The organism is Actinomadura sp. NPDC048955 (assembly GCF_040649435.1).
In the GTDB taxonomy this organism is placed as follows: domain Bacteria; phylum Actinomycetota; class Actinomycetes; order Streptosporangiales; family Streptosporangiaceae; genus Spirillospora; species Spirillospora luteofluorescens.
The window spans coordinates 40,061-55,565 of record NZ_JBEZJI010000032.1 but is presented as its reverse complement, the minus strand read 5'-3'; the positions used below and the strand labels follow the sequence as shown (position 1 = coordinate 55,565).

Genomic DNA, 15,505 nt, shown 5'->3' with positions numbered 1-15,505 from the left:
CGGTGCTCAACGACAACACCTCCGCCCCAGAGGGTCCCGTACCGCGCGGCAATTATTCATCACTATGAGTGAATGGGAGCAGGTTAACGCTCCCGCCTCCATCACAACACCGGTCGGAGTCAGGTACTCATCATCCCGATGGTTCGCCGCGTACGGAAGCCCTGCTGAACATCCTTGTCCCATCGGCCTCGGACGAACTCGTCGGTTTCGGACACCGTCCTGGAAGGGCGCGCGGGGCGGCCCGGCTCGGACGGCAAGTAGGAGATGTTACGGCGTGCGTGCGTCACGGGGTGTCAACTCGCCCCGTTCGGCGAGTTCCGCCCCGTCCCGCTCCTACTTGGCGGCCTTGGCGGCGGCCTTCATCTCCTGCTTGAAGGCCCGCACCCTGGCGAGGGAGTCAGGGCCGGTGATGTCGGCGACGGACCGGTGCGAGCCCTCCTCGCCGTAGGCGCCGGCCGCCTCGCGCCAGCCGTCCGGCCGGATTCCGTACTGCTTGCCGAGCAGGGCAAGGAAGATCTGCGCCTTCTGCTTGCCGAAGCCAGGAAGGCCGTTCAGCCGCTTGTACAGCTCCTTGCCGCTGTCAGCGCCCTTCCAGACCTTCTCGGCGTCCCCGTCGTAGTGGTCCACGAGGTACTGGCAAAGCTGCTGGACGCGCTTGGCCATCGAACCCGGGTAGCGGTGGACGGCAGGCTTCTCCGCCAGGAGCGCCGCGAACCGCTCGGGGTCGTAGGCGGCGATCTCGTGGGCGTCCAGGTCGTCCGAGCCGAGCCGCCGCGTGATCGTGTAGGGGCCGGAGAACGCCCATTCCATCGGGATCTGCTGGTCGAGCAGCATGCCCACGAGAGCGGCCAGCGGACTGCGTCCGAGCAGCTCGTCGGCCTCGGGACGCTGTGCGAGATGAACCTTCGTGGCCATGGGCCCAGCTTAGGGCGGCACCCGGATCCGCTCAGGGGCGGCGCCCGAATCTGTCGGAAGTCTTACAAGGTCGGCCGATCCCTGGCGGGCCGCGGGCGGTGGTGCTCGAATGGACCGGTGAGCGAGGACGAACGGGCGGAAGGCAGCCCGGTAGGGCGGAGAGTCGTCCTGGGGATGCTCGGCCTCGGCGTGGCGGGGGTCGCCGTGGGGGCATCGGTCCAGGACAAGGTGAGCCGGACCCTGGCGCCGGTCGGGCCGATCGGGGACGTCCTGCCGGCGGCCGGCGGGTTCCGCTACTACTCGGTCACGCCCGGTGTGAAGCGGCACAGCGTCGCGACGCACCGGGTGACCGTTTCCGGCCTTATCGACAAACCGCAATCGTTTGGGATGGCCGATCTGGCGCATTTTCCGCAGACAGTCCTCGACAGGGACTTCCAGTGCGTGACGGGCTGGCGCGTGCCGGACGTGCGGTGGGCCGGGGTCGCGCTGCCCGACTTGCTGGACGCGGTCGGAGTGTCCTCCGACGCCCGGGCCGTGCGCTTCACGTCGTTCGACGGCGTCTACACCGAGTCGCTGACGCTGGAGCAGGCGCGACGCCGGGACGTCCTGGTCGCGACCCAGATGGACGGCAAGCCCGTCACCCACGACCACGGCGGCCCCACGCGGCTGTACGTCGCGCCCATGTACGGCTACAAGTCGCTGAAGTGGCTCGGCGGCATCGAACTGACCGACCGGGTGAAGCCCGGCTACTGGGAGGAACTCGGGTACGACGTGGACGCCTGGGTGGGACGGTCGAACGGACGTAGCGATGCGCCGACCTGAGTCGTCGCCAGGGTGGCTCGTGCGGTTCACCCGGGCCGAACGCTCGATCCACCATGTCACCGCGCTGCTGATGCTGGTCTGCCTGGTGACCGCGGCGCTGCTCTACCTGCCGTCGCTGTCGACGCTGGTGGGCCGCAGGGAGATGGTCAAGACCGTCCATGTCTGGTGCGGGTTCGCCCTGCCCGTGCCGATCGTGCTCGGTCTGCTGTCCCGTGCGTTCAGGGCCGACCTTCGCAGGTTGAACAGATTCGCGCCCGCCGACTGGCAGTGGCTGAGGCGCGGTGACCGCAGGGCCGTGCGGGACGGCCGCGGGGTCCCGCCCGTGGGCAAGTTCAACGCGGGCCAGAAGCTGAACGCGGCGTTCACGGCGGGCGCGATCCTCGTCATGCTCGGCACCGGCGAGATCTTGACGTTCCCCGGGCCGTGGGGCGATCGGTGGCGGACGGGCTCCACCTTCGTCCACGACTGGCTCTTCCTCGCCGTCCTCGCGGTGACCGCCGGGCACCTGTGGGAGGCCCTGCGGGACCGCGGGGCGCTCGGGGGGATGTTGACCGGACGGGTGGACCGCGACTGGGCCGCACGGCATCACGCGAGTTGGGCCGACGCCATGAAGAGTTCCGGTGAACGGAGTCCAGAATTTGCGAAACGACCTCCCGGCACGTCTTGACTCTCCCCGGGCAGGGGCCTGGAATGTGACATCGAGGCGGGGTTCTCGTTGAAGCTCCCATGCCAGGGCCGGTCCGAGGCGTGCTCCGTCTCACCGGCGGCGTCCCCGCCTGCCGGAACCCCGTGCGCGGAGGTGTGCGCTAATGCCTGCACTGGCCGATCACCGGAACGAGACACGCGACGAGCTCGCACGACGGCTTTGCGACGAGTTCGCGTCCTTCCCCTCAGACGCGGTACACCGGTGTGTGGCCGACGTCCAGGCCTGCATGGCCCATCTTGGTCTGGACGCCACGCCGGCAAGAGTCGAGCGGATGGCGCGAGAGCAGCTCACCGGGATCCTGAAATCGCAGCCGCCCTCCGGGCGCGAGCCCGCGAGCGGCGTGGACGGCTGAGCGGACCCGTTGCCCGCCCGTGTGGCGCGACGGCGACCCATTCCGGCCTTCGGCGGCGTCCGGGCCACCGTCCGCGCCGGATCTGAGAGGCTAGTGGGGTGAGTCCCCGCAGCCGCAGCCGCTCCTCCGGGGACCCGGCCCGGGACGGACCGAACCCCCCGGACGAGGTCTCGGCGATTTTCGACGGAATGCTCCAGCACGCCCGCGAGCTGCTGGCGGTGCGCAGTCCCCTGGACGCGGAGCTCATCGTCAGCGAGATCCTCGGCTCCTGGTGGGGGCAGCGCATTCCGGACGGCGACGTGGAAGAGGTCATAGGCGAGGCCCTGGTCGGCTACGCCACGGCCGCCGCCACGCCGGCGGCGCTGGCGCTGCTCACCGGGATCGCCTACATGGGCACCCCGCGGCAGGCCGCCAAGGCGGAGCGCGCGGCACTGCAGCTGATGAGCGACGGCGTCGCCAGGCCCGGCTGGGCCGACCGCGTCGGCATGGTCGAGCCCGAGGCGTGCTTCGCGTCCCGTGACGTCTACGGCGACCAAGACTCCGTCATCTGCACCTACACCTACGGGGGCACCGAAAGGCATGCCCTGGTCATCCTGGTCGACCGCAACAGGGCCGGGGCCGTCCAGACCCACAGCGGCCCGTTCGCGTCCGCCGCGCCTTCGGTGCGGACGCCGGCGAGCGGGATGGTCCGGGACGCATGGGTCTCCTCCAGGGTGGACCGGCTCCTCGACCACTGCCGCCGCGAAGGCCGTGACAACCCACTGATGCGGTTCGAAGAGCTCGACCCGCGCGACACCAAAGCGTTGCTGCAGAGCGCCCTGGATCTCACCGACGAGACAGACGGCCCGCCGGTGAACGAGAACTTCGGCTCCTACCACGCGTTCGTTCGCGCACGTGTGGACATCCTCCCGCCGGGCGGTCGCCTCCCCCAGCCTCCGGTGTACGGGCGCGACAGGCGCGCCACGATCGCGACGCGGTTCCTCGCCTCGGACGAGGCGGGCGAGCTGTCGGACATCTCCGCGGCGATCCGGTGCGTGGACCGGATCATCGACTACGGCTGCGCGCACGACTTCGGGCGGCCGCTGCGGGTCAGCCCGATCAAGTGCGAGTTGTTCCTGCTCGACTGGCTGCCGCGCAAGGTCCTGCTCTCCCCGTCGGAACAGGAGGCCGTCCCTCACGTGCTGGCCGCGTGGGTCCGCTGGGCCGGCCGGCGGACGGGGCTGCCGGAGGAGGGCGTCAGGGCGACCCTGGACGCCCTCTGGGACGCCACCGCGAAGTTCTCCGCGGCCTACCGCGACCCGGCCGCCTTCGGCCTCGACAGGGCTCTGGTCGACCGGCTGCTGCCCGACGGCGACCTGGAGGCCCTCCCCCGCCGCGCGTTCGCCCTGCCGTTCCTGTCGGGCACGCACCGGCGCGCGGACGGGCACGGCCTCGTCGACCTGTCGGAGCTCGACCCGGCCGACCCCGGCGACCGCCGCGTCCTGGTGGAGTTCGAGCACCCCGGCGGCGACGAGGAGCACCTCGACGCGCACATGCGGCTCGCGGCCATGCTGTGGGACGGTGAGCCGCCGCACCTGTGGGACACCGCCCAGTCGCTGCTGGACGTCGGGTACGAACGCCATGAGATCCTGCACAGGCTCATCGACGTCCTCGACCTCTGGGGGGACGATCCGGGGGCCCTCCGGGAGGCGCTGCGTGTGCTTCGTCACGAACCTCCGCCCGACTGAACTCCCGGTTTGCGCGTCGCGCTCCCGGCGACAATCATCGGATCCCGGGCGCGGTCTCGCGGGGGTCGGCACCGGCCCCTGGTCGTAGGGAGTGATCTTGTTGGAGTGGTCCGAGTTCGCCCGGCGGCTGGGACGTGAGCTGGCGGGGCTCGAACGGGACACGATCCTGATCGTGCGCGAACGCGACGAGAGCCGTCACTACGTTCAGGCCATGCGCGAGCCCGACCGGCTCTACGCCGAGGCCGTCAGCAACAACTTCCTCGAAGGGCCCCTGCTGCTCACCCTGGCCGACGAAGAGGTCATGAGCGAGTCGGGCTGGCGCCCGCCCGCCGACCCCGCGCCGCGCAACTGGTGGACGGAACTGCCGGAGGCGGGCATGCCCGGCGGGATGCTGAGCGTGACCGAAGCAGACTTCTCGCGCCTGGCCGACGTGATGGTCACGGCGCTCCGGGACGTCCAGGGCGTCCGGCGCCCGTCCGATCTCGTGTACGAGTCGTTCCACCGTCACGGGTCCGGCCTCATCGAACTGCTCGACTTCGGGATCGAGGTGGCCGACCCGTCACGGGTGAACAAGCGCCGCGCGTCGTCCGGAGGCGTCCGTTCCGTCGCCGACCCTCTGTCCGGCCCAGACCCCCTGTCCGGCGCAGACCCTTTGCCTGCCGGCCCTCCCCCGGCGGGGACGCGGCTGCCGCTGCCGGAGCAGGCGCTGCCCGGCATGGACGCGGAACTGCTCGAACCGCGTCTCGCCGAAGCCAAGGCGAACGGCGACAACACCACCTACTTCAAGCTTCTGGAGAACGCCGACCTGGTCCTGCCGGCGACCGCCTCCGCGGTGGAAGACCCTGACCGGGCCGAGTTCCCCACCATCACCATCGGCAGCGGCACCTATGTCACGGTGTTCACCTCGCCCGGGGCACTGGCGCGCACCGGTGACCGGCACCCCGGCCTGTATCGGCGCACCTCGTTCGCCCGGCTGGCCGCCGGCTGGCCCGACCCCGCGTGGCGCCTGGCCATCAACTGGGGGCTGCCCAGCGAAGTGCTACTGGACTCGTCCGTCATCGGCCGGTTGCAGGGCGGCAGAGGCGGGGTGCCCGATCCCCTCCAGTACGACCCTCTGCCGAACGAGCCCAACCCGTACGGAACGGTCGACCCGAACGCGCTCGCTGGGCCGAACCCCGTCGCAGGCGGCTCGACTCCCCCGGTCAACGGTTCGGCCCACGGCATGCCAGCCCCAGGCGGGGCGGCTCCAAGCGGGGCGGCTCCGGGCGGAATGCCGCCGGGTGAGGCGGCTGACGGCCCTTACGACGACTCCCACACGGCGATCGACCCGTACACGGCGGCCGACCTGAGGGCGGCCCTCGAAGCCGGTGCCCCGCCCAAGGCCCCGGAGCCGGCGGCGGCGCCGCTCGGCGCACCGACCGACGACCCGCCGGCCGACCCATCGCCGATTGACCCACCACGGGCCGACCCACCACGGGCCGGCTCACCGCTCGCCGACTCGCCACGGGCCGACACCCGACCGGCCGACGGTCCGCCTGACCGGCCGGCGCGTCAGGCGCCCGCTCCTGGGCCGCGCCCCGCCGGCGTTCCGCTGCGCCCCCCGCACGGCACGCGCCTGTGGCGCTCGGCGGGCGAGGGCGAGCACGCACCGGTCGCCGTCTACGACGCCATCGGCGGCATCTGGACACCGGTGCGGGCCGACGCTGTTCCGTCTCCCTGGACCGAGTGACGCAGCCTTCGGCTACCGTCGAGTACGGAATCCCGCCCCGCACGTGAAAGTGGATCCCCAGTGGACTGGAACGACTTCGCCAGACGGCTGACACTGGAGCTTTCACGGCTGCCGGTCACGTCGTTCCTCATCCTGCAAGGTCCGAGCGGCCTGCCCTACGTCCAGGCGATGCGCTCCGAAGGGACGCTCGACGCGGAGGCCGTCGGCAGCGCATTCCTGCCCCGCCCCCTCGCGTCGCGGCAGGAGCGGCGGCTGAGAGCGCTCGGCTGGGAGCCGCCAGACGAGGAGGAGCGCAAGAACTGGTGGGACAGGCTCACTTTCCGCGAACGCGGCGGCCGCGCCTCCTCGGAGCTGCTGGAGGCGTGCGCCCTGCTCGCCGGGCAGATGATGGGCGCGTTCCGAGACGTCTACGGCATCGAGTCCCCGCTCGAACTCGTCTACCAGGCGAGCAAGGCCGGGCCCGACGGCGGGCCCTTGGCCCTGCCCGGTCTCGGCATCGCGCTCGCCGTCCCTGAGGACGAGCGTCCCGCACAGGCGTCAGCGCGTCCGGCGCGCCCGTCCGGATCGACCCTGGAGGCGGCCCTCACCGAGGCCCGCGAGCGCGGTGACCAGCACGGCTACCTGGAGCTCCTGGCGCGCGCGACGCTGTACCTGCCCTCGCCCGGCGATCCGGAGGGCGGCGACCACCAGTTCGCCACGGCCCAGTTCGGCGACGGCACGTTCGTGCTCGCGTTCACGTCCCCCGAGGCCATGGACCGCTCCCTCCAGGGGCAGGCGGTCCACCACCGGCAGGCCTCGCTGGCGGAGCTGTCGCGGCGCTGGCCTCACCCGGAATGGCAGCTCGCCGTGAACCCAGGCCTGCCGAGTGCGTGCTATCTGGACGCCAACGCGCTGCTCGAACCCGAGGAGCCCCGGACGCCCACGCCGCCGGTGCCGACCGACGTCCACGTGGCCGGCCCGTCGTCGCGCCGGCCCCCGGCGCGCGGTTCCGCGTCCCGCCCTGAGGGCCGCGCCACCCCGGGCGGCCGCCAGGCCCCCAGGCCGCCTCAGCGCCCGGAACCGGCGCGCCCCCGGGCCGAGGCACCCTCCGCGCCGCCGGCGCCCTCACACGCGAGCACAGCGCCGCCGGACGGCCCGCCCGCGCCCGAGGTCCGCACGCCGGCCCCGCGGCGGCCGGCTCCGCCCCAGGCGCCCCCGGCTCCCGCCCAGGCGCCCCCGGCTCCGCCGCGCCGTCCCGAGGTCCCCGCCGCCGGGCAGGCCCCGGTGACCAGGGAGACGCCGATCCCGCGGGAAAGACCGGCCGCGAAGGAACCGTCGGTGGCCCGGGAGACGCCGAGCGACCCGCAGGGGCTCCCCGTAGCGCCGCTCTACGGCCAGCGGGAGCGGGCACGCGCCGACACCAGGCAACCGCGAACAGACCCCAGGCGTCCAAGCACGGACACCCGGAGGCAGAGCGTCCCGGCCGCAGCCGCGCAGCCCGCGCCTGCGGAGACACAGACCCGGGCAGAGAGAACGCCCAGCATCGTCGAACGCGGAGCCCGGGCCCCGTCAGGGGCGCGGGGCATGCCGCCCCGGGCGCAGGGGCCCGCGGACCCATCCCAGATCGTGGTGATGCAGAAGGCCGTGCGGCCCGAGCATGTACAGCACTATCTCGAAGGCGGCTACGACCTGGTCGCCGGATACGTGCACCGGCTCCAGGACGTCCAGGAGCTGAGAAGTCCCGCCGCGCTGATCCGGACGCTCGGGCTGGTGTACGAGGGGTCTCCGTTCGCTCCGGCGGACGAGCAGATCTTCGTGATCCGCTGGCCGGCCGTGAAGCCCGCCCTGTTCCGCCGCCCGCTGGGCGGCATCGACGAGTGGAGCATGGGGATCATCCCGGACGGATGGGTGATCGAGAAGGCGCCGTTCCCGGGATCGGGGTACGCGCCGGGCGACGGGCCCGCGATCCCCGAGTTCAAGATCGAGAGCCAGCGCCTGCCGCACGGGGCCGAGATGTACCGGCTCGACGCGCAGGGCAGGGAGTCCCTCGTGGCGGGTTACGACGCCGATCTGCGCAGGTGGCTCGTGAAACTGCCGGGAGGCCAGGGGTGAGCATCCGGCACGGCTACTACGCGGGCTGGCGGGACGCCGAGTACGAGGCGAGCCCGGACGGCGACAAGGTGCGCCTCTACGCCTCACGGCACGCGGACGGGTTCCTGCAGGTCTCCCCGGACCGGTACGTCCAGGTGGTGCCCCTGGCGGACGTCGACCGTCTCCAGTACGTGACCACACACTGCACGTGGCGCGGCGAGCCGTTCGTGGTCCTCGGCGAGCACGAGGGCTGGCTGCGCGTGGAGTACAGCGGCGGCAAGGCCCCGGTGGCCGAACAGCTCGGCCTGGAGCCGTTCGACCGGGGCGTGTACCAGGCGTGGGCGTCCCGGCACGAGGTCGAGGATCTGCGCGAGGAGACCGTCTGAGCACGGGGAACGGTGGTGGCGGGGCATGACGGGTCGGGCCATGACGGTCATCGACATCAACGCCGACCTCGGCGAGGGGTTCGGGGTCTGGAAGCTGGGCGACGACTCGGCGCTGCTCGACGTCATCACGAGCGCGAACGTGGCGTGCGGGTTCCACGCGGGCGATCCGCTCATCATGCGGAGGGTGTGCGCGGCGGCCGTCGAACGCGGCGTGACGATCGGCGCGCAGGTCTCCTACTGGGACCTCGCCGGTTTCGGCCGGCGGGAAATGGAAGTGGCCGCCCCGGAACTGACCGCGGAGGTCCTGTACCAACTCGCGGCGCTGGACGGCATCGCGCGCACGGAAGGCGGACGCGTGGCGTACGTGAAGCCGCACGGCGCCCTGTACAACAGGGTCGCGCGTGACCCCGTCCAGGCGCGTGCCGTGGCCGACGCGGTGCGGGCGTACGACCCGTCGCTTCCCTTGCTCACGCTTCCGGCCTCCGCGGTGCACGACGTCGCCGACGGGCTCACCGTCGTCGCCGAGTGCTTCGCCGACCGCGCCTACACGCCGTCCGGCGCGCTCGTGTCTCGCCGCGAGCAGGGGGCGGTCGTCCACGACCCCGATACGGTCGTGCAGCGCGCGGTGCGGATGGCGGTGGACGGCACCGTCGTCGCCGTGGACGGCACCGAGGTCGCGTTGAAGGCCCGTTCCATCTGCGTGCATGGCGATACCCCGGGCGCGGTGGTACTCGCCAGGTCCGTCCGGTCCGCGCTGTCCGAAGCGGGCGTCACCCTGGAACCGTTCGCGTGAAGGTGCGGCGGGTCGGTGACACCGCCTTGCTCGTGGAGACCGGGGATCTAGCGACCGCCCACCGGATGAACGCCGCCCTCAGGAACGTCCCGCTACCCGGTGTCTTGGACGTCGTCCCTGGGGAGCGGACCGTCCTGGTGGTGGCGGACCACTCCGCCGACCTGAACCGCCTGGCCGCGCTCCTCCCGCGTCTGCCCCTGGCCGACGACACGGTGAGCGACGCCGAGCCGTTGGAGATACCCGTCGTCTACGACGGCGAGGATCTCGACGAGGTCGCCTCCCTGACCGGGCTGACGCGCGCGGAGGTCGTCCGGCGGCACTCCGCGGGCTCGTACACGGTCGCCTACCTCGGTTTCTCCCCCGGCTTCGGCTACCTGACCGGGCTGGACCCGGCACTGCACGTGGCACGGCGCGCATCACCGAGGAAGGCCGTCCCGGCCGGTTCGGTGGCGGTGGCGGGCCCGTACGCGGCCGTGTACCCGTCCCGGTCGCCGGGCGGCTGGCGGCTCCTCGGCCGCAGCCGCCTGCCGCTGTGGGACGTGTCGCGCGATCCGCCGTCCCTGCTCCGGCCGGGGACGCGGGTCCGGTTCGTCCCCGAGGAGCGTTCTTGATCGAGGTCGTGCGGCCCGGGCCGCTGGCGACCGTCCAGGATCTCGGCAGGCCCGGTCGCGCTCATCTCGGCGTCCCCCGGTCCGGTGCCGCGGACCAGCGGGCGTTCCGGCTGGCCAACCGCCTCGTGGGCAATCCGGAAGGCGCGGCGGGCGTGGAGGTCACCTTCGGTGGGGCTGCCCTGCGCTTCCACGTGCGCGCCTGGATCGCGGTGACCGGCGCTCCGGTGATGATGCGCATCGACGGTCGCCCTCACGGGATGAACGCGCCCTGCTCCGTGGCGTCCGGTGCCGTCGTCGAACTGGACACGCCCACGTCTGGGCTTCGCAGCTACGTCGCCGTGCGAGGCGGTATCGCCGTTGACGAAGTGCTGGGCAGCCGGTCGACCGACCTACTGTCCGGCCTCGGGCCGGCGCCGCTCGCGCCGGGCGACCGTCTGCCGATCGGCTCTGCCGCGGGGCTCCGGCACATCAACGTGGACGTGGTGCCTGTGGCGGCCATGCCGGAGACCCCGATCCTGCAAATCCTGCCCGGACCGCGTGACGACTGGTTCGCCCACGACGCGCTGGCCACGCTCACGTCCACGCCCTACGAGGTGACGCCGGACAGCAACCGCGTGGGCGTGCGACTGAACGGTCCGCCCCTCGTGCGTGCGCGCGACGGCGAACTCAGCAGCGAGGGCGTGGTCATCGGTTCTCTCCAGGTGCCGCCCAGCGGGCTGCCCATCATCTTCCTGGCCGACCATCCGACCACCGGCGGCTATCCGGTGGTCGCCGTGCTCGCCTCGGCCGCCGTGGCCGAGGCCGCCCAGTTGCGCCCCGGGCAGAAGCTCCGCTTCCGGGTGTAGCCCGGCGTTCAGGTAAGCGGCGCGGGAACGGACCAGCCCAGGTGGGAGACATCGTTGAAGCCACGAAGCGACGACAGGCCACCGAGCCTCACCAGCCGTGAGATCGAGCCGTTGTCCGCGCCGAGGAACGCGAACGGCCTGGAGCCCGTGGCGGCCGCGAGGGCCTGGGCGATCACCCCGCCGTGGGTGAACACGGCGATCCGGCCACCCGCGTGGGCCGCCGCAAGCCGGACGAGCCCCTCCTCGACGCGCGCTGCGAAAGTCTCGTTCTTCTCCGCCCCCGGGATGACGTCCCAGCGTTCCTCCGCGAACATCCGCTGCGCCACCGGATCGTTCTCGGCGACCATCTTGCGGAAGAGGCCGCCCTCCCACTCACCGAGGTGGACCTCGCGCAGGCCCGGCTCGACCCGCGGCTCCAGACCTAGGCGGCGGGCCAGCGGCGCCGCAGTCTGCGACGTGCGGCGTAGAGGCGTCACGTAGATGGCGTCCAAGGGCTCGTCCGCGAGCCGCTCGCCGACCCGCTCGGCCTGATCCCGTCCTTCGGGCGCGAGTTCGGGGTCGCCGTGGCCGTCCACCAGCGGGAAAGGCCGGTCAGGCCGTGCCGGTGCGGAAGCGCCATGCCTGATGAGAAGGACTTCGGTGGCGCCGTCCGGCGCCTTGTACGGCGTCTGCCGATACTCGGTCGACTCATCCCGCTCGTCCACGCTGGGCACCCTAGACGACCGATCCGAACTGGATATCAGTGGGGTTCGGTCGTCTCGCTCTTGGCGGGATGTGGGTCAGCCAAGCAACGGGGCCAGACGGTCCAGTTCCTCCTTGAGGGGCGCGGCGGGGATGTCCACGAACGGAGTCACGGTCACGTCGTCGTCTGCGGCTTCCCAGACGCCTGCGACCCGCCCTTCATACAGGACTACTGGAGAAATCCATCCCGCTGCCCGGCTCACCTGATTCTTGTGCTCGGGGTTCACCAGGTAAGTCGAGCCCGTCCCGGCACCAAGGATGTACTGGTCGAACCCACCGAGCAGCCGGACGGACGTGGTGGGCGCGGTATCGAGGAGTTCGTCCCTGTGCTCTTCCAGGACGTACATGGGGACGCCTTCGACCTCAACGGTGGCCAACCCTTCCTCGGCGGCCGCGAACCAGGCCCTGACGTCTTTCTTCTTGCTCTGCTTACGCATCAGCCAGTTGTCGAACATGTCAGGGGTCGCGGGCCCGTGGGCGCCCAGATAAGCGCGGATCACGGTGCGGGCGGCGTCCTCCATGGAGGGCAGGCCCGTCCAGCCCGGGAGCCATCGCGCCGGTGAGGTGAAAGTGACTTTGGTGCCCTGGGGCGGCCCGTAGCAGAGCACTCCCCACCAGGCCAGCGGCTTGAGCAGCGTGCCCCAACCGGACCCGAGCACCTCGGCCAGATGCCGCGAACCCGTCTCGTCCACGACGGCCCGGGTGAGCTCCTCGCGGGTGAGCGCCGCGCCCTCCGACAGCGCTCCGTCGGCGGCGGCGGCGATCGCTTCGAGGTCGGCGGGGGTGGCACCGAAGGTCCTCTGCCAGGCCCCCTTCTCCCAGTTGCGGATGGACGAGCACAGCATGAGGTGGGCGGCAGCCTCGTCGGCGGGCAGGAGGTGCAGGGTGCCGCGCGCGGCCCATGTCTTGACGAGCGTCCGTTCGTCCAGCAGGGCCCGTGTCACCTCGCCGGAGACGGGCGCCCGCCGGCGTACCGCGATGGCGAACTCGGCGGCGGACGCCACCTGCGCCTGCACGCCTGCCAGTCTCCGCGCGATCTCCAGGGCGGACACGTCCCCCGCCTGCTCGACGAACTGCCGCCGCATCCGCCAGGCAAGGACCTGCTTCCACGTCACCGAGGCCATGGCCCGATTACATCGCAGCTCACCGACACTCCGGACCGCGGTCGCCCCGTCAGGCGAGACGGTGGGACAGTTCGGCGAAGGCGTCCCGGACGTCGTCGGTGGTGAGGAGCGTCAGGTCGGCGGCGGTCGCCGCGGATCCGAGCCGGGCCGCTCGAAGCGCCCGGCACGCGCTCGCCTTCTCGTACATGGAGCGGGCGAAGCGGCCGTTGCCCAACTCGTCGATCCGGCCCGTTCCGCATGCGCGCTGGAACACGAGGGCCAGGTCGTCCAGGGCGCGCTCCTCCCACTGGTCGCCGCCTTGCTCGGCCATGAGCTGGGCGATGCGGAGCAGTTCGTCCGGGCCGTAGGACGGGAAGTCCACGCGCACGTCGAACCGGGAGGCGAGCCCAGGGTTGGAGGCCAGGAACCGGGTCATGTCGGCGTCGTATCCGGCCAGGATGACGACAAGGCGGTCGCGGTCGTCTTCGGCCCGCTTGAGCAGCGTCTGCACCGCCTCCGCCCCGAACGCGTCACCGCCCGAGTAACCGGAGTTGCTCAGCGCGTACGCCTCGTCGACGAACAGGACGCCCCCGAGTGCGGAGTCCACGATCTTGTTCGTCTTCAACGCCGTCGCGCCCAGGTGCTCGCCGACGAGGTCGGCGCGCTGGGCCTCGACCACCTCTGGGCGCGCGAGCAGCCCGAACGCGGCGAAGATGCTGCCAAGGACCCGCGCGACGGTGGTCTTGCCGGTGCCCGGCGGTCCCGTGAACACGAAATGGCGGGTCGGAGTGCGGGTGACCAGGCCCTGCTCCTGCCGCATCCGGGCCACCTGCAACTGGGCGGCGATCTCGCGGACCTGCCGCTTCACCGGCTCCAGCCCGATCATCGCGTCGAGGGAGCCGAGCGCCTCGTCCAGGGTCGGTGTCTCGGCGTAGCCGCGGAACCGCTCGGTGACCTCGGCGAAGGCGGCCTCCACGTCCTCGGCGCGCACGGTGACCAGGTCTTCGGCGGTGGGCCTGGCCGGTGCGCCCGACGACGAGACGGCTTCGACCACGCGCACGTCCCGCGCGCGAGCCGCCGCCTCGGCCAGCGACCTGACGAACCGGCCGTTGCCGAGGTCGTCGACGATGCCGCGCCGCTCGACCTCTTCGAAGCGCGCGGCGAGCCGTTGGCGGGCCTCCACGTCGAGCCGGTCATCGCGCAGGGCGGTGTGGTAATCGGCGATCTGCAACAGCTCTGAGGGGCGGTAGGACGGGAAGAGCACGCGCGTGCCGAACCGGGAGGCGAGCCCAGGGTTGGAGTCGAGGAACTCCGCCATCTGGGTCTCGTACCCGGCCAGGATGATGACGAGGTTGTCGCGGTCGTCCTCGGCCCGTTTGAGCAACGTCTGGACGGCCTCGTCGCCGAACCGGTCGGGTTGCCCCTCCGCCGAGTTGACCAGGCTGTACGCCTCGTCGATGAAAAGGACACCGCCCAAGGCCGAGTCGACGAGCCGGTTGGTCTTGATGGCCGTCGCCCCCAGAAACTCACCGACGAGATCCGCGCGGTGGGCCTCGACCAGGGCGGGTTCGGGCAGCAGCCCGAACGCGTAGAAAATCTTGGCCAGCACGCGGGCGACGGTGGTCTTGCCCGTGCCGGACGGCCCGACGAACACGAAATGCCGCATGGGCTTCTCGGTGGGCACCCCGGCGGCGGCGCGCATGTGCGCGGCCTCGATGGACGCGGCGATGGAGCGGACCTGCCGCTTGACCGGCTCCAGCCCGATCATGTGCTCCAGTTCCGCGAGCGCGTCCGCCACGGAGATGTCCGGTGCCTCGGTGCGGCGCTCGGGCGGCGCCTGGCGCTCCGGGGCGGCTCCGGGATCGGCGGCCTGCGCCGCGGCGCGCTGGTCGTGGGCCGCCTGCGCGGCAGTGCCGACGGCTCCGTCCTCTCCAGAACCGCGCCGGTCTGGCCGGCTCGGCTTGTCCGTCCGTTCACGCTTTTCCGGGCCAGACGAGTTCTTACGCGTCCCTGCCATGGCGTCCCCCTTCGGGCTCGCCTGTTCCTGCACCCAACCCGTTTCATAAGCCTCCGCAGGAACGGCTCGCCTTGCCCGGTCCCAGCGGTAGGCGAGAACCGCCAGTGCCGCCAGCCAGCCCGGCATAACACTGGCCTCCGGCAGCGGATGAGAGCACGCCGCCGTCGCTACACCCGCGGCGGCCAATCCCAGGAGCGTCGTACGCCACGGCGCATAACCACGCAGACGGAAGGCAACGAATGCGACGGGCAAGGCGAGCAGTGCGAGAAGCAGTGACGGGTTCAGATAGGGCGGGTTTCCTTCGTCCGGGTAGAGCCCGCCCAGAGGCACCGATAGGCCCAGCCAGGCCAGGATGACCGCGACGACGGCCATGCCTGTGGGCGAGCGCAATGTCAGGTGGACGACGACCAGCAGAATCACCGTGAACGCGGCCGCTCCGAGGATCGGCCCGTCCAGAAGAACCGTCGCCACCAGCACGAGCGCGACGAGCAGGACCGCCCCCAAGAACCTCAGCCCGGGGGTGACCTGGAAGTAGCGCCATCTCAGGCGCTCGAAAAGATCCCGCGCCGCGGCGTTCTTCGCCGGGCGGGAGCGAGACCTGCCGAACAAAGCCATCAAGAGCGAGTAAAGCGCAGGACCGCCCGGAACGGGACTACCCGCGCCCTGTTCGTTGACTTACATCGAGCCT

Annotated in this window: 14 protein-coding genes; 10 read left to right on the top strand and 4 right to left on the bottom strand. The window is 71.7% G+C overall.

The genetic code is table 11. The annotated features are described in order from the left end of the window. Positions 1-333: 333 nt before the first annotated feature. Positions 334-915: an HhH-GPD-type base excision DNA repair protein gene (locus AB0C84_RS27280; RefSeq protein WP_179847154.1), complete on the bottom strand. Its 582-nt coding sequence runs from the start codon at positions 913-915 to the stop codon at positions 334-336. 117 nt (positions 916-1,032) lie between these two features. Between AB0C84_RS27280 and AB0C84_RS27275 the strand changes: the two genes are divergently transcribed. The 10 genes from AB0C84_RS27275 (at position 1,033) to AB0C84_RS27230 (ending at position 10,956) form a co-directional block, all read left to right on the top strand. After that, positions 1,033-1,737: a molybdopterin-dependent oxidoreductase gene (locus AB0C84_RS27275; RefSeq protein WP_218905692.1), complete on the top strand. Its 705-nt coding sequence runs from the start codon at positions 1,033-1,035 to the stop codon at positions 1,735-1,737. Between the two features lie 19 nt (positions 1,738-1,756). Continuing rightward, positions 1,757-2,404, top strand: coding sequence for a cytochrome b/b6 domain-containing protein (locus AB0C84_RS27270; protein ID WP_361071802.1), 648 nt, complete (start codon positions 1,757-1,759; stop codon positions 2,402-2,404). Positions 2,405-2,546: 142 nt separating this feature from the next. Next, entirely contained in the window at positions 2,547-2,795 is a 249-nt protein-coding gene (locus AB0C84_RS27265; protein WP_179847151.1) for a hypothetical protein, read from the top strand. A gap of 188 nt (positions 2,796-2,983) precedes the next feature. Further along, positions 2,984-4,522: a hypothetical protein gene (locus tag AB0C84_RS27260; RefSeq protein WP_361071921.1), complete on the top strand. Its 1,539-nt coding sequence runs from the start codon at positions 2,984-2,986 to the stop codon at positions 4,520-4,522. Between the two features lie 97 nt (positions 4,523-4,619). Beyond that, a complete protein-coding gene (locus tag AB0C84_RS27255; protein ID WP_361071799.1) occupies positions 4,620-6,251 on the top strand; it encodes an SseB family protein in 1,632 nt (543 codons plus the stop codon). 60 nt (positions 6,252-6,311) lie between these two features. Next, positions 6,312-8,342, top strand: a complete 2,031-nt coding sequence (locus AB0C84_RS27250) for an SseB family protein (protein ID WP_361071796.1) — start codon at positions 6,312-6,314, stop codon at positions 8,340-8,342. Next, a complete protein-coding gene (locus AB0C84_RS27245; protein ID WP_258939253.1) occupies positions 8,339-8,707 on the top strand; it encodes a hypothetical protein in 369 nt (122 codons plus the stop codon). The genes AB0C84_RS27250 and AB0C84_RS27245 overlap by 4 nt, the downstream gene beginning before the upstream one ends. Positions 8,708-8,747: 40 nt before the next feature. Then, a complete protein-coding gene (locus tag AB0C84_RS27240) occupies positions 8,748-9,500 on the top strand; it encodes a 5-oxoprolinase subunit PxpA (RefSeq protein ID WP_361071918.1) in 753 nt (250 codons plus the stop codon). After that, entirely contained in the window at positions 9,497-10,111 is a 615-nt protein-coding gene (pxpB, locus tag AB0C84_RS27235; protein ID WP_361071793.1) for a 5-oxoprolinase subunit PxpB, read from the top strand. The genes AB0C84_RS27240 and pxpB overlap by 4 nt, the downstream gene beginning before the upstream one ends. Next, positions 10,108-10,956 carry a biotin-dependent carboxyltransferase family protein gene (locus AB0C84_RS27230; RefSeq protein WP_361071790.1) on the top strand — a complete coding sequence of 283 codons (849 nt, stop codon included), beginning with the start codon at positions 10,108-10,110 and terminating at the stop codon, positions 10,954-10,956. Before pxpB ends, AB0C84_RS27230 begins: the two co-directional genes overlap by 4 nt. Before the next feature lie 8 nt (positions 10,957-10,964). Here the strand turns inward: AB0C84_RS27230 and AB0C84_RS27225 are convergent, their stop codons facing one another. The 3 genes from AB0C84_RS27225 to AB0C84_RS27215 all read right to left on the bottom strand — a co-directional run bounded on the left by AB0C84_RS27225 (position 10,965) and on the right by AB0C84_RS27215 (position 15,432). Then, complete coding sequence (locus AB0C84_RS27225; protein WP_361071787.1) at positions 10,965-11,660, bottom strand: histidine phosphatase family protein; 696 nt, start codon at positions 11,658-11,660, stop codon at positions 10,965-10,967. A 75-nt stretch (positions 11,661-11,735) separates the two neighbouring features. Then, positions 11,736-12,821 (bottom strand): winged helix DNA-binding domain-containing protein, encoded by a 1,086-nt coding sequence (locus tag AB0C84_RS27220; protein WP_361071784.1) that lies wholly within the window; start codon positions 12,819-12,821, stop codon positions 11,736-11,738. 49 nt (positions 12,822-12,870) lie between these two features. Beyond that, the gene (locus tag AB0C84_RS27215) at positions 12,871-15,432 is read right to left on the bottom strand and encodes an AAA family ATPase (RefSeq protein ID WP_361071782.1); all 2,562 of its coding nucleotides are present in this window, start codon (positions 15,430-15,432) and stop codon (positions 12,871-12,873) included. Between the last annotated feature and the right edge of the window lie 73 nt (positions 15,433-15,505).

Coding starts and splice junctions, on each gene's coding strand:
- AB0C84_RS27280 (WP_179847154.1), bottom strand. CDS start 915: ATGGCCACGAAGGTTCATCTCGCACAGCGTCCCGAGGCCGACGAGCTG.
- AB0C84_RS27265 (WP_179847151.1), top strand. CDS start 2,547: ATGCCTGCACTGGCCGATCACCGGAACGAGACACGCGACGAGCTCGCA.
- AB0C84_RS27260 (WP_361071921.1), top strand. CDS start 2,984: ATGCTCCAGCACGCCCGCGAGCTGCTGGCGGTGCGCAGTCCCCTGGAC.
- AB0C84_RS27240 (WP_361071918.1), top strand. CDS start 8,748: ATGACGGTCATCGACATCAACGCCGACCTCGGCGAGGGGTTCGGGGTC.
- AB0C84_RS27220 (WP_361071784.1), bottom strand. CDS start 12,821: ATGGCCTCGGTGACGTGGAAGCAGGTCCTTGCCTGGCGGATGCGGCGG.
- AB0C84_RS27215 (WP_361071782.1), bottom strand. CDS start 15,432: ATGGCTTTGTTCGGCAGGTCTCGCTCCCGCCCGGCGAAGAACGCCGCG.